18 protein-coding genes and 1 pseudogene are annotated in these 13,193 nt (G+C 55.6%); 14 read left to right on the top strand and 5 right to left on the bottom strand.

Annotation, left to right across the window (positions count from 1 at the left end):
• Positions 1-5: 5 nt before the first annotated feature.
• The 3 genes from yqgB to E3U32_RS10860 form a co-directional block, all read right to left on the bottom strand.
• The gene (gene yqgB / locus E3U32_RS10865; RefSeq protein ID WP_127312443.1) at positions 6-137 is read right to left on the bottom strand and encodes an acid stress response protein YqgB; all 132 of its coding nucleotides are present in this window, start codon (positions 135-137) and stop codon (positions 6-8) included.
• A 94-nt stretch (positions 138-231) separates the two neighbouring features.
• Positions 232-375 (bottom strand): hypothetical protein, encoded by a 144-nt coding sequence (locus E3U32_RS23950; protein ID WP_435659344.1) that lies wholly within the window; start codon positions 373-375, stop codon positions 232-234.
• A 116-nt stretch (positions 376-491) separates the two neighbouring features.
• Positions 492-662: a hypothetical protein gene (locus tag E3U32_RS10860; protein ID WP_166790927.1), complete on the bottom strand. Its 171-nt coding sequence runs from the start codon at positions 660-662 to the stop codon at positions 492-494.
• 138 nt (positions 663-800) lie between these two features.
• Between E3U32_RS10860 and metK the strand changes: the two genes are divergently transcribed.
• The 8 genes from metK (at position 801) to ruvX (ending at position 7,956) form a co-directional block, all read left to right on the top strand.
• Positions 801-1,955, top strand: coding sequence for a methionine adenosyltransferase (metK, locus tag E3U32_RS10855; RefSeq protein WP_134348797.1), 1,155 nt, complete (start codon positions 801-803; stop codon positions 1,953-1,955).
• 444 nt (positions 1,956-2,399) lie between these two features.
• Positions 2,400-3,797: a galactose/proton symporter gene (gene galP / locus E3U32_RS10850; RefSeq protein ID WP_134348796.1), complete on the top strand. Its 1,398-nt coding sequence runs from the start codon at positions 2,400-2,402 to the stop codon at positions 3,795-3,797.
• A 58-nt stretch (positions 3,798-3,855) separates the two neighbouring features.
• A complete protein-coding gene (locus E3U32_RS10845; RefSeq protein WP_134348795.1) occupies positions 3,856-4,353 on the top strand; it encodes a SprT family zinc-dependent metalloprotease in 498 nt (165 codons plus the stop codon).
• Between the two features lie 94 nt (positions 4,354-4,447).
• Entirely contained in the window at positions 4,448-5,155 is a 708-nt protein-coding gene (gene endA, locus E3U32_RS10840; protein ID WP_134348794.1) for a deoxyribonuclease I, read from the top strand.
• Between the two features lie 52 nt (positions 5,156-5,207).
• Entirely contained in the window at positions 5,208-5,939 is a 732-nt protein-coding gene (gene rsmE, locus E3U32_RS10835) for a 16S rRNA (uracil(1498)-N(3))-methyltransferase (RefSeq protein ID WP_134348793.1), read from the top strand.
• A gap of 18 nt (positions 5,940-5,957) precedes the next feature.
• Complete coding sequence (gene gshB, locus E3U32_RS10830) at positions 5,958-6,905, top strand: glutathione synthase (RefSeq protein ID WP_134348792.1); 948 nt, start codon at positions 5,958-5,960, stop codon at positions 6,903-6,905.
• A 74-nt stretch (positions 6,906-6,979) separates the two neighbouring features.
• Entirely contained in the window at positions 6,980-7,540 is a 561-nt protein-coding gene (locus E3U32_RS10825) for a YqgE/AlgH family protein (RefSeq protein ID WP_008499752.1), read from the top strand.
• Complete coding sequence (ruvX, locus tag E3U32_RS10820; RefSeq protein ID WP_047347906.1) at positions 7,540-7,956, top strand: Holliday junction resolvase RuvX; 417 nt, start codon at positions 7,540-7,542, stop codon at positions 7,954-7,956. Before E3U32_RS10825 ends, ruvX begins: the two co-directional genes overlap by 1 nt.
• Positions 7,957-7,966: 10 nt before the next feature.
• On the opposite strand, the gene E3U32_RS10815 is transcribed toward ruvX, so the two are convergent.
• Complete coding sequence (locus tag E3U32_RS10815; protein ID WP_134348791.1) at positions 7,967-8,947, bottom strand: type IV pilus twitching motility protein PilT; 981 nt, start codon at positions 8,945-8,947, stop codon at positions 7,967-7,969.
• A gap of 17 nt (positions 8,948-8,964) precedes the next feature.
• On the opposite strand from E3U32_RS10815, the gene E3U32_RS10810 reads away from it, so the two are divergent.
• The 6 genes and pseudogenes from E3U32_RS10810 to E3U32_RS23945 all read left to right on the top strand — a co-directional run.
• Positions 8,965-9,666, top strand: a complete 702-nt coding sequence (locus E3U32_RS10810; protein WP_134348790.1) for a YggS family pyridoxal phosphate-dependent enzyme — start codon at positions 8,965-8,967, stop codon at positions 9,664-9,666.
• Between the two features lie 21 nt (positions 9,667-9,687).
• Positions 9,688-10,254, top strand: a complete 567-nt coding sequence (locus tag E3U32_RS10805; RefSeq protein WP_134348789.1) for a YggT family protein — start codon at positions 9,688-9,690, stop codon at positions 10,252-10,254.
• Complete coding sequence (yggU, locus tag E3U32_RS10800) at positions 10,251-10,547, top strand: DUF167 family protein YggU (protein WP_014885193.1); 297 nt, start codon at positions 10,251-10,253, stop codon at positions 10,545-10,547. Before E3U32_RS10805 ends, yggU begins: the two co-directional genes overlap by 4 nt.
• 3 nt (positions 10,548-10,550) lie before the next feature.
• Positions 10,551-11,144: an XTP/dITP diphosphatase gene (locus E3U32_RS10795; protein ID WP_134348788.1), complete on the top strand. Its 594-nt coding sequence runs from the start codon at positions 10,551-10,553 to the stop codon at positions 11,142-11,144.
• A complete protein-coding gene (hemW, locus tag E3U32_RS10790; protein WP_134348787.1) occupies positions 11,137-12,279 on the top strand; it encodes a radical SAM family heme chaperone HemW in 1,143 nt (380 codons plus the stop codon). The genes E3U32_RS10795 and hemW overlap by 8 nt, the downstream gene beginning before the upstream one ends.
• 42 nt (positions 12,280-12,321) lie before the next feature.
• Positions 12,322-12,428: pseudogene (locus E3U32_RS23945) on the top strand (DUF559 domain-containing protein); the annotation flags it as partial.
• Between the two features lie 33 nt (positions 12,429-12,461).
• On the opposite strand, the gene E3U32_RS10780 reads toward E3U32_RS23945, so the two are convergent.
• Entirely contained in the window at positions 12,462-13,178 is a 717-nt protein-coding gene (locus E3U32_RS10780; RefSeq protein ID WP_047347899.1) for a DUF2884 domain-containing protein, read from the bottom strand.
• Positions 13,179-13,193: the final 15 nt, after the last annotated feature.

Raw genomic sequence — 13,193 nt, 5'->3', positions numbered from 1 at the left:
GAACCTCAACTCTTTGTATTAAGTGTAAAACAGTTGACTACTATCGCAGCGTTATACGGCGATAACAACCCATAAACGGCTCCGTTTCCCAGCAGAGTATGCTGAAATCCAGACCGTGCGACCGGTTTCTTATTCATATCATTGTAAAACACGTATCCGAACTCTGTATGACAAGGTTCGGCGAAACCACGAGAAAACTCTTGTATTAACAAGAGCGCCCTTGTTCAGTTTTCACAGAGCGTAACCGGCCCTTGAATCCTGAGAAGCGCCGAGATGGGTATAACATCGGCAGGTTTGCAGATTAGAAATGCGGGTTGCGGGAATCAAATGCGCGCCAGAACGGCTGCGCTGAATGTGCGGAAAACGATGGTTCATTATCTCGTATCACCTCCACGGCCGCCTCTGCTGAAACGGACCACAAGCCAAAGCTAAAAGTTAACTGCTTAACCCGGCTGGAAGTGGCGACACGATGAGTTCATCGAGCGCTTATTTTATATGAGCCGCGCGCCGCGTTTTATACCGAGAAGGGGGCTAAAAAGCAAAACAAAAATGCGCGTGTTGCCGGCAGCGTCAGGAAAAATTTCCAGCCGCCATTTCAACGCAGTGAGAGATGAATCAAAAAAAACTGGAAATGGGGCGAAGAAGTGACCTAAAATAGCCATCCAGATGTTAATCCATCTATACTGATTAACACTCATACTGCCAGTGTCATAAACCTGCAGGCCTTGGTAGAATTATCTCCTTTGGCTATTCCACACAGCAGCTTGAGCTAACCAAATTCCTCTTAGGTGAAATAAAACATGGCAAAACACCTGTTTACGTCCGAGTCCGTATCAGAAGGACATCCTGATAAAATTGCTGACCAAATCTCCGATGCGGTGCTGGATGCGATCCTGACCCAGGATCCAAAAGCGCGCGTAGCGTGTGAAACCTATGTCAAAACCGGCATGGTTCTGGTTGGCGGTGAGATCACCACCAGCGCATGGGTTGATATCGAAGAGATCACCCGTAACACGGTGCGTGAGATCGGCTATGTGCATTCTGATATGGGCTTTGATGCCAACTCCTGCGCGGTACTGAGCGCGATTGGCAAACAGTCTCCGGACATCAACCAGGGCGTTGACCGTGCCGATCCGCTGGAACAGGGCGCGGGAGACCAGGGTCTGATGTTCGGTTATGCAACCAACGAAACCGACGTACTGATGCCAGCACCGGTAACCTACGCACACCGTCTGGTGCAGCGTCAGGCTGAAGTGCGTAAAAACGGCTCTCTGCCGTGGCTGCGCCCGGATGCGAAAAGCCAGGTGACCTTCCAGTACGACGACGGCAAAATCGTCGGTATTGACGCGGTGGTTCTGTCTACCCAGCATTCCGAAGATATCGATCAGAAATCCCTGCAGGAAGCAGTGATGGAAGAGATCATCAAGCCGGTGCTGCCTACCGAGTGGCTGAGCAGCGCAACCAAATACTTCATCAACCCAACCGGACGCTTCGTTATCGGCGGCCCAATGGGTGACTGCGGTCTGACCGGTCGTAAAATCATCGTTGATACCTACGGCGGCATGGCGCGTCACGGCGGCGGTGCATTCTCCGGTAAAGATCCGTCTAAAGTTGACCGCTCTGCTGCGTATGCAGCGCGTTATGTTGCGAAAAACATCGTTGCTGCCGGCCTGGCTGACCGCTGTGAGATCCAGGTTTCCTACGCTATCGGCGTGGCTGAGCCAACCTCCATCATGGTTGAAACCTTTGGTACTGAGAAAGTGCCTTCAGAGCAGCTGACCCTGCTGGTGCGTGAGTTCTTCGACCTGCGTCCATACGGCCTGATTCAGATGCTGGATCTGCTGCACCCAATCTACAAAGAAACCGCTGCATACGGTCACTTTGGTCGCGAACATTTCCCATGGGAAAAAACCGACAAAGCCGCTCTGCTGCGTGAAGCTGCCGGTCTGAAGTAATCGACTGACAACTGCTTTATAAAAGGCCAGCCTTCGGGCTGGCCTTTTGCATTTGTGCGGTCATCTTTGCCCGGCGGCGCTTCGCTTGCGCGGGCCTACAGGTTTTGCGGTATTTGTAGGCCGGGTAAGGCGCAGCCGACACCCGGCTGAAAGGCGCACCATTTGGAACCGATTACACCGCAGCGGATGCCTTCCGCTTTCAGAATATTCTCTTTGCACGATCGCTTTTCTTCTGCTGTTACATCCCCTTTCAGTTAAGTCTGAAATGTGTTCTTTCGCGATGCGCATCACCTCGTTTACCTCTATATTTTCAAAGCTTTAATTATTTTTACGGTTCCGCGTTAGTGTAACCGATTACACCAATGTGATTAATCTCACATATTTTTACGGGTCGCTCACCTACCCTTAACCTCGATAAAACTGATAACCCAACTGGAGGGCATAATGCCTGACAATAAAAAACAGGGGCGTACGTCCAACAAGGCGATGACATTCTTCGTCTGTTTCCTCGCAGCCCTGGCAGGATTACTTTTTGGCCTGGATATCGGCGTGATTGCCGGTGCATTACCTTTCATCACTGAAGAGTTCCAGATCAGTGCTCACACCCAGGAGTGGGTGGTCAGCTCCATGATGTTTGGTGCTGCCGTCGGGGCCGTCGGCAGCGGCTGGCTCTCCTTCAAGCTCGGGCGTAAAAAGAGCCTGATGATCGGCGCCATCCTGTTCGTTGCCGGTTCACTCTTCTCTGCCGCTGCGCCTAACGTTGAGGTCCTGCTGGTTTCTCGCGTTCTGCTCGGTCTGGCCGTGGGCGTGGCGTCCTATACCGCCCCGCTTTACCTGTCTGAAATCGCGCCGGAGAAAATCCGCGGCAGTATGATTTCGATGTACCAGCTGATGATCACCATCGGCATTTTGGGCGCATACCTTTCCGATACCGCGTTTAGCTACAGCGGTGCATGGCGCTGGATGCTCGGCGTGATCATCATCCCGGCCATTCTGCTGCTGATTGGCGTCTTCTTCCTGCCGGACAGCCCGCGCTGGTTTGCCGCTAAACGCCGCTTCGTTGATGCTGAACGCGTGCTGCTTCGCCTGCGTGATACCAGCGCGGAAGCTAAAAATGAGCTGGAAGAGATCCGCGAAAGCCTGAAGGTCAAACAGTCTGGCTGGGCGTTGTTTAAAGAGAACAGCAATTTCCGTCGCGCCGTTTTCCTCGGCGTACTGCTTCAGGTCATGCAGCAGTTCACCGGGATGAACGTCATTATGTATTACGCACCAAAAATCTTTGAGCTGGCGGGTTATACCAACACCACCGAGCAAATGTGGGGGACCGTCATCGTGGGTCTGACCAACGTGCTGGCGACCTTTATCGCCATCGGCCTGGTAGACCGCTGGGGACGTAAGCCAACGCTGACGCTGGGCTTCCTGGTGATGGCGGCCGGTATGGGTGTCCTTGGTACAATGATGCATGTGGGCATTCACTCTCCAACCGCCCAGTACTTCGCGGTAGGCATGCTGCTGATGTTTATCGTCGGTTTTGCAATGAGCGCCGGTCCGCTGATTTGGGTGCTGTGCTCTGAGATCCAGCCGCTGAAAGGGCGTGATTTTGGTATCACCTGCTCCACCGCAACGAACTGGATTGCCAATATGATCGTCGGCGCAACGTTCCTGACCATGCTCAATACCCTGGGCAATGCCAACACCTTCTGGGTCTATGCGGGTCTGAACCTGTTCTTTATTGTTCTGACTATCTGGCTGGTTCCAGAAACCAAACATGTGTCCCTGGAACATATCGAACGTAACCTGATGAAAGGTCGTCCTCTGCGCGAAATCGGCGCCCACGACTAATCCTCCCATGGGAGGTGCCCCTTGCACCTCCCCGCTTCGCGCTTTATGCTCTGCCCCTATGAAAGCTCCCCGTCTCCCCATCGCCCTTCAGCAGGCCGTTATGCGCAGCCTGCGGGAAAAACTCGCCCAGGCGAACCTGAAGCTCGGTCGCAACTACCCTGAACCTAAGGTAGTTTATCAGCAGCGTGGCACCGCGGCCGGTACCGCCTGGCTCGAGTCTTATGAGATCCGCCTTAACCCGGTACTCATGATGGAAAACCAGCAGGCGTTTATTGAGGAAGTGGTGCCGCACGAGCTGGCGCATCTGCTGGTCTGGAAGCACTTCGGGCGCGTCGCTCCCCACGGAAAAGAGTGGAAATGGATGATGGAGGCGGTGCTCGGCGTTCCGGCGCGCCGTACCCATCAGTTCGAGCTGGAATCAGTGCGCCACAATACCTTCCCCTACCGCTGCCAGTGTCAGCAACACCAGCTTACCGTCCGCCGCCATAACCGGGTGGTACGCGGCGAGGCAACCTACCGCTGCGTCAAATGCGGCGAGCCACTGGTGGCGGACTAATCACCTGAACTTTCAGGAACTTTCCTGACCTGACTGATTGCATACAAGAACAACTTTCGTTACGTTGCGGGCTCGTTTTGACACGGAGTGTAAGATGTCCCGTAATTTTTCTCTCGCGGTCGCCTTTTTGACGACGGCGCTCTCAGGCCACGCGCTGGCCGACGGTATCAACAGTTTCTCTCAGGCCAAAGCGGCCGGTGTAAAAGTCAACGCTGACGTGCCGGGCGATTTCTACTGCGGCTGTAAAATTAACTGGCAGGGTAAAAAAGGGGTCGTTGACCTTGAGTCCTGCGGCTATAAGGTGCGTAAAAACGAAAACCGCGCCAGCCGTATTGAATGGGAACATGTCGTTCCGGCATGGCAGTTTGGCCACCAACGCCAGTGCTGGCAGGACGGTGGACGTAAAAACTGCGCCAAAGACCCGGTTTATCGCCAGATGGAAAGCGATATGCACAACCTGCAACCCGCCGTGGGTGAAGTGAACGGTGACCGCGGCAATTTCATGTACAGCCAGTGGAACGGTGGCGAAGGCCAGTACGGCCAGTGCGGAATGAAGGTTGATTTTAAAGAGAAAGTCGCCGAGCCCCCTGCCCGCGCGCGCGGCAGCATTGCCCGCACCTATTTCTATATGCGTGACCGTTACGCTCTCAACCTCTCCCGCCAGCAGACGCAACTGTTCAACGCCTGGGACAAGCAATACCCGGTGACGGAGTGGGAATGCCAGCGCGACGAACGCATCGCCAGGGTTCAGGGGAATCATAACCCTTACGTCCAGCGGGCTTGCCAGGCGCAAAAGAGCTAACCTACACTAGCGGCAATTTGCTTACATCGTATTACACACGGAATTTCTGACTATGCGCATTCCCCGCATTTACCATCCTGAACTGATTACCGCAGGTCGCGAAATCGCCCTGTCTGATGACGCCGCCAACCACGTTGGCCGCGTGCTGCGCATGGGCGCAGGTCAGACAATTCAGCTGTTCGACGGCTCTAACCAGGTTTTCGACGCACAAATTACGCGGTCCGATAAAAAAAGTGTGCACGTTAACGTGCTGCGTGGCGAAGTGGATGACCGCGAATCACCCCTGCACATTCATCTGGGTCAGGTGATGTCGCGCGGGGAAAAGATGGAGTTCACGATTCAGAAATCTATTGAACTGGGTGTAAGCCTCATTACGCCACTTTTTTCTGAGCGCTGTGGCGTTAAACTGGATGCGGAACGTCTGAACAAAAAGATCCAGCAGTGGCAGAAAATTGCCATCGCGGCTTGTGAACAGAGTGGTCGCAACCGTATTCCGGAGATCCGCCCGGCGATGGATCTGGAAGACTGGTGTGCAGAAGAGGAAAGTGGGCTGAAGCTCAATCTTCATCCGCGCGCCAGCGCCAGCATCAATACGCTGCCCCTGCCCGTTGAGCGCGTACGCCTGCTGATTGGCCCCGAAGGTGGGCTTTCGGCGGACGAAATTGCGATGACGGCACGTTACCAGTTTACTGATATTCTGTTGGGACCTCGCGTTCTGCGCACTGAGACAACGGCACTCACGGCCATTACCGCGCTACAGGTACGGTTTGGCGATCTGGGTTGACGCATATTGGAGAGAAAGATGATCAAGCTCGGCATCGTGATGGACCCCATCGCAAACATTAACATCAAGAAAGATTCCAGCTTCGCCATGCTGCTGGAAGCGCAGCGTCGCGGTTATGAACTCCACTATATGGAGATGAACGATCTTTACCTGATCAACGGTGAAGCCCGCGCGCGTACCCGCATCGTTAACGTCGAGCAGAACTACGACAAATGGTACGAGTTCGGCACAGAGCAGGACATTGCGCTTGCCGATCTCAACGTCATCCTGATGCGTAAAGATCCGCCGTTCGACACCGAGTACATCTACTGCACCTATATCCTTGAACGTGCAGAAGAGAAAGGGACGCTGATCGTCAATAAACCGCAGAGCCTGCGCGACTGCAACGAGAAGCTTTACACCGCCTGGTTCTCCGACCTGACGCCTGAAACGCTGGTGACCCGCAACAAAGCCCAGTTGAAGGAATTCTGGCAGAAGCACGGCGATATCATCATGAAGCCGCTGGACGGCATGGGCGGCGCGTCGATTTTCCGCGTGAAAGAGAGCGACCCGAACATTGGCGTGATTGCCGAAACGCTGACCGAGCTGGGCACCCGTTACTGCATGGCGCAGAACTATATTCCGGCGATCAAAGACGGCGACAAACGCGTTCTGGTCGTGGATGGCGAACCGGTTCCTTACTGCCTGGCACGTATCCCGCAGGGTGGCGAAACCCGTGGTAATCTGGCGGCCGGTGGCCGTGGCGAACCGCGCCCGTTGACCGAAAGCGACTGGGAAATTGCCCGCCGCGTTGGCCCTACTCTTAAGGCTAAAGGCCTGATCTTCGTTGGTCTGGATATCATCGGCGACCGTCTGACGGAAGTGAACGTCACCAGCCCGACCTGCATTCGTGAAATTGAAGCGGAATTCCCGGTCTCCATTACCGGAATGCTGATAGACGCTATCGAAAAACGTTTACAGAAATAACCTGTGACAGCGCCCGGGTTTCTCCGCATACTGGACGCTGTCGCTTTTTAAACCAGGAAACAGTACCTCTGACAATGAATTTACAGCATCACTTTCTTATTGCCATGCCTGCTCTCCAGGACCCGATTTTTCGCCGCGCTGTGGTTTATATTTGTGAATACAATGAAGACGGCGCGATGGGCATTATCATCAACAAACCGCTGGAAAATCTTCAGGTTGAAGGGATTCTGGACAAGCTGAAAATCCCGGCTGAAGCGCGACTGCCGGAAATCCGGCTCGATAAACCCGTGATGCTGGGTGGACCTCTCGCAGAAGATCGCGGTTTTATCCTGCATACGCCGCCGGTATTCTCTTCCAGTATTCGAATTTCGGATAACACCGTCATCACCACCTCACGCGACGTGCTGGAGACGCTGGGCACCGCTGAGCAGCCTTCTGAAGTGCTGGTGGCGCTGGGCTATTCGTCGTGGGAGAAAGGCCAGCTTGAGCAAGAGATCCTCGATAACGCCTGGCTCACCGCCCCTGCGGACATGAATATCCTGTTTAAAACCCCTATCGCCGATCGCTGGCGTGACGCGGCGAAGCTGATTGGCATTGATATTCTGACCATGCCTGGCGTCGCGGGGCACGCCTGATGAGCGGAACACTTCTGGCCTTCGATTTTGGCACCAAAAGCATTGGCGTCGCCATTGGTCAGCGCATTACCGGTACCGCCCGTCCGCTTACGGCCCTGAAGGCCAACGACGGCACGCCTGACTGGAATCTGATCGAGCGTCTGCTCAAAGAGTGGCAGCCGGATGACGTGATTGTTGGGCTGCCGCTGAACATGGATGGCACAGAACAGCCGCTTACCGCCCGGGCGCGTAAGTTCGCCAATAAAATCCATGGCCGCTTTGGCGTCTCCGTGAAGCTTCACGACGAGCGCCTCAGTACTGTAGAAGCGCGAGCGGGTCTGTTTGAACATGGCGGCTTCCGGGCGCTCAACAAAGGCAGCGTGGACTCCGCTTCTGCCGTCATCATCCTCGAAAGCTATTTCGAACAGGGCTATTGAACACAGGGGCCTACAGCCGCCCCTGCGCCCGTCTCTCTGCCAGGCTCTGGTCAAAGTTCTGCATTCCTGCCTGCTGACCGGTTTGAATAATGCCGGGCAACTGCCATGTTTTTCCTTCGCGAATGAGATTCGCCGCCGCTGCTGTGTTCACCAGCAGTTCATACAGCGCGACGCGGCCATCCTGGAGATCGGGAACCAGCTTCTGCGCCAGGACTGCTCGCAGGCTGCCGGCTAGCTGGTTACGCACCGGATCTTTCTCCTGCGCCGGGAACGTATCGACCAGCCGTTCAATCGCCTGCGATGCGCCGCGCGTATGCAGCGTCGCCAGCACCAGATGCCCGGTTTCGGCCGCCGTCAGCGCCAGGCGGATCGTTTCGCTGTCGCGCAGTTCCCCCAGCAAAATCACGTCCGGATCCTCACGCAACGCACTGCGCAGCGCTTCAGCAAATGACGGGCTGTGCTGACCTATCTCCCGCTGCTGTATCAGGCAACGTTCACTCTGGTAGATAAACTCCACCGGATCTTCGAGCGTGAGAATATGGCCGTCAGTATGGTGGTTGAGAAAATCGACCATTGCCGCGAGCGTAGTGGATTTGCCGCTGCCGGTCGCCCCCGTCACCAGAATCAACCCTGAGTCATTGGATAACAGTTCCGGGATTGCCCGTGGCACGGCCAACGAAGCGAGCTGCGGACAGGTACGCGGCAACAGCCGCAACGCCACAGAGACACCGCTCATTTGCTTAAAGGCACTGCCGCGCAGACGCTGGCTCCCCGCCACTGTCGCGGCAAAATCCACCTGCCCGTTTGCCCACCATGTTCCCTGCTGCTCGTCGTTGAGCCACGCTTTTAACAACGCTTCGACGTCAGGAGGCGGAAACGGTGCCGGTTCAAGGCGGCCTGTTCTGCGCCAGCGGGGTGGCGAATCACTGCACAGGTGTAGATCGGAGACATTATGCTTTACACTAAGCGCCACCATTTCTTCCACATCCATAGACTACTCCTCGGAAAATGAACGACATTGCGCATAACCTGGCACAGGTCCGGGACAAAATCTCAGCCGCCGCAACGCGTTGCGGCCGTGCTTCAGAAGAAATTACGTTACTTGCAGTCAGCAAAACGAAGCCTGCGAGCGCCATCGCAGAAGCCATTGATGCTGGCCAGCGGGCGTTTGGTGAAAACTACGTCCAGGAGGGTGTGGATAAAATTCGCTACTTCCAGGAACAGGGGAATACCCGTCTGCAGTGGCACTTTATTGGTCCCCTGCAGTCGAACAAAAGCCGTCTGGTGGCAGAGCACTTCGACTGGTGCCACACCATTGACCGTCTGCGCATTGCTACCCGCCTGAATGACCAGCGTCCGGCAGAGATGCCTGCGCTTAACGTGCTGATTCAGGTCAACATCAGCGACGAAAACAGCAAGTCCGGCATTGCGCTGAGCGAGCTGGATGCGCTGGCAGCAGAGGTAGCCGCACTGCCGCGCTTAACCCTGCGCGGGCTGATGGCAATTCCGGCACCTGAGTCAAGTTATGAAAGGCAGTTTGCCGTGGCACAGCAAATGGCTGTAGCATTTGAGGCGCTTAAAGCGCGCTATGACACGGTAGACACGCTTTCTCTGGGCATGTCGGATGATATGGAAGCCGCCATCGCGGCAGGCAGCACTATGGTGCGCATCGGTACAGCCATTTTCGGTGCGCGCGACTACACCCAATAATAAGGAAACCTGAGGAACGCCATGAAGACGTTGACTTTCCTGCTCTCAACGGTCATTGAGCTGTATACGATGGCGCTTTTGCTGCGCGTCTGGATGCAGTGGGCCCGCTGTGACTTTTACAATCCGTTCTCCCAGTTTGTCGTGAAAATCACGCAACCTATTGTCGGACCGTTGCGCCGTATTATTCCGGCAATGGGTCCCATCGACAGTTCGTCTCTGCTGGTGGCGTTTATTCTGAGCGTTATCAAAGCAATCGTGCTGTTTATGGTCATCACCTTCCAGCCGATTATCTGGATAGCCGCCGTCCTGATTCTGATCAAAACCGTCGGTCTGCTGATTTTCTGGGTGCTGCTGGTCATGGCCATCATGAGCTGGGTCAGCCAGGGGCGCAGCCCGGTGGAGTACGCATTGATTCAGTTGGCCGAACCGCTGCTGCGTCCGATCCGTAACCTGCTCCCGTCTATGGGCGGTATCGACTTTTCCCCGATGATCCTGGTTCTGCTGCTCTATGTGATCAACATGGGGATCGCAGAGCTGTTACAGTCCACGGGCGATATGCTGCTGCCGGGGCTGTGGATGGCGCTATGAGTGCAGTAAGCACCTGCGCTGACGGGCTGGTTTTGCGGCTGTATATTCAGCCGAAAGCCAGCCGTGACAGTATTGTTGGACTGCATGGCGACGAGTTAAAAGTCGCCATCACTGCCCCACCCGTTGACGGCCAGGCGAACGCGCATCTGACCAAATATCTGGCAAAACAGTTTCGCGTGGCTAAAAGCCAGGTCATCATTGAAAAAGGCGAGCTGGGGCGGCATAAACAGGTAAAAATCCTCAACCCGCAATCGATCCCGACGGAAGTCGCGGCTTTGACAGAACAGGACTAAACCATGCAGAAAGTTGTTCTCGCGACCGGTAACGCCGGTAAAGTGCGCGAGCTGGCCTCGCTATTAAATGATTTTGGGCTGGACGTGGTCGCTCAGACCGATCTTGGCGTGGATTCCGCCGAAGAGACGGGGCTAACGTTTATCGAAAACGCGATCCTGAAAGCACGCCATGCCGCGCAGATTACGGGCCTGCCCGCGATTGCCGACGACTCCGGCCTGGCCGTTGATTTTCTCGGCGGCGCGCCGGGGATTTACTCTGCACGCTATTCCGGCGTTGACGCTACCGACCAGCAGAATCTGGAAAAGCTGCTTGTCTCACTGAAAGACGTGCCTGACGAACAGCGTACCGCGCAGTTCCACTGCGTGCTGGTCTATATGCGTCACGCTGAAGACCCAACACCCATCGTCTGCCACGGCAGCTGGCCGGGGGTGATTACCCGCGAAGCGGCAGGCAACGGCGGCTTTGGCTACGACCCGATTTTCTATGTCCCGTCCGAGGGCAAAACCGCTGCGGAACTGACCCGCGAAGAGAAAAGCGCGATTTCCCACCGTGGACGCGCGTTGAAACTGTTACTGGAAGCACTGCGTAATGGCTAATTTGCCACCCCTGAGTCTGTATATTCACATCCCGTGGTGCGTGCAGAAATGCCCGTACTGCGATTTCAACTCGCACGCGCTGAAAGGTGAAGTGCCGCACGATGATTACGTTGCGCATCTGCTGGCCGACCTGGATGCCGATGTACCTTACGCACAGGGACGTGAAGTTAAGACTATTTTCATTGGTGGCGGTACGCCGAGCCTGCTGTCTGGCCCGGCGATGCAGACGCTGCTGGACGGCGTGCGTGCACGTCTGAACCTGGCAGCGGATGCTGAAATTACGATGGAAGCCAACCCCGGTACCGTTGAGGCCGACCGTTTTGTCGATTATCAGCGTGCGGGCGTGAACCGGATTTCCATCGGCGTACAGAGCTTTAGCGAGCCGAAGTTAAAACGTCTGGGGCGTATTCACGGCCCGGAAGAGGCGAAGCGTGCGGCAAATCTGGCAACAGGGCTGGGTCTGCGCAGCTTTAACCTCGATCTCATGCACGGTCTGCCTGACCAGTCGCTGGAAGAGGCGCTGGACGATCTGCGTCAGGCGATTGCGCTGAATCCGCCGCACCTTTCGTGGTACCAGCTCACCATCGAGCCAAACACGCTGTTCGGCTCCCGTCCTCCGGTGCTGCCAGATGACGACGCGCTGTGGGATATCTTCGAGCAGGGCCACCAGCTGTTAACCGCGGCGGGCTATCAGCAGTATGAAACGTCGGCCTACGCGAAGCCGGGCTACCAGTGTCAGCATAACCTGAACTACTGGCGGTTTGGCGACTATCTGGGGATTGGCTGCGGCGCGCACGGTAAAGTGACTTTCCCGGAAGGGCGCATTCTGCGCACGGCTAAGACTCGCCATCCGCGCGGGTATATGGAAGGCCGTTATCTTGAACGTCAGCATGACGTAGAGGCGGCGGATAAGCCGTTTGAGTTCTTTATGAACCGCTTCCGCCTGCTGGAAGCTGCACCCCGTGCAGAGTTTGCGCGATACACCGGGCTGCCGGAGTCAGTGATTCGTCCACAAATTGACGAAGCGCTGGTGCAGGGGTATCTCACGGAATGTGAGGAATACTGGCAGATTACCGAGCACGGCAAACTGTTCTTAAACTCCCTTCTTGAGCTGTTCCTCGCAGAAGATTCCTGAAGGCTGATTCAGGATTTCGCATCCCGTCCTGCCGGCTGAGGGAAAGGCTGGTATGTCATTCGATTCTGGAACAACGAGCTCTGGAATAACGAAGAAGGGGTGTTAGAAAAATCCTTGAAACACTGCAAAGGCTGCTACCCTCTCCCTGAAAGGGAGAGGGTTAGGATGAGGGGTGAAGTTAATTACTTCAGCGTCCCCACCAGCGCCTTCCTGCTGTCTTCCAGCGACACCACGCGTTTACACACGTCTTTGCCGAACTTCTGGAAATCATCTTCCTGGTTCTTCCACTCGTTCTGAATGGAGGTCTGCAGGCCACCCAGACTGCCCAGCACGCCCTGAAGCGGGTTACCACCGCCTTTCAGTACCGCTTTGGCGCCCATCTCGTTGATGCTGTCCTGCAGGATACCGCCCATCGCCTGGTTCACCAGCTGCTGCCCGTCAGCACGGACCTGATCAATCGCTTTGTAGTGGAACGTCAGGCCGTCGGTACGCGTTTCGATAATCCGGTTCATCTGCTCTTTGAGCTGCTTATCGAGCTTGGTCAGGCGGGTGCGCATATTGCTGCTCTCACCTACCTCTTTGGTAATGATCTTGTCCAGCGCCACACGGCTTTTCTCAACGCGCGTCAGTGCGCCGTCGTTAATCCACGGCAGCGCGGTACGCAAATCGGCCTGGTAGTCTTTCGCCTGCTCACGCTGTGCGGCAGTCAGGTTGTACTGCTTGCCGTTAAAGGTGACATTCCCTTCCGGCGTAATCACCAGATTGCCGTTCTCGCCTTTAACCTGCACGGTTTGCGGGCTTAACACCACGTCATCACGCGGAGTCACGCTACATTTATACTCCGCATGGGCGGTGAATCCGGTAGCCATCAAAGCAACGGCCAGCAACGTTTTGCGCATCTTAAACACTCCCTC

The organism is Lelliottia nimipressuralis, from assembly GCF_004402045.1.
GTDB classification, from domain to species: domain Bacteria; phylum Pseudomonadota; class Gammaproteobacteria; order Enterobacterales; family Enterobacteriaceae; genus Enterobacter; species Enterobacter chinensis.
Note: the sequence above shows the minus strand (reverse complement) of the source record. Positions and strands in the feature narration are given on the sequence as shown.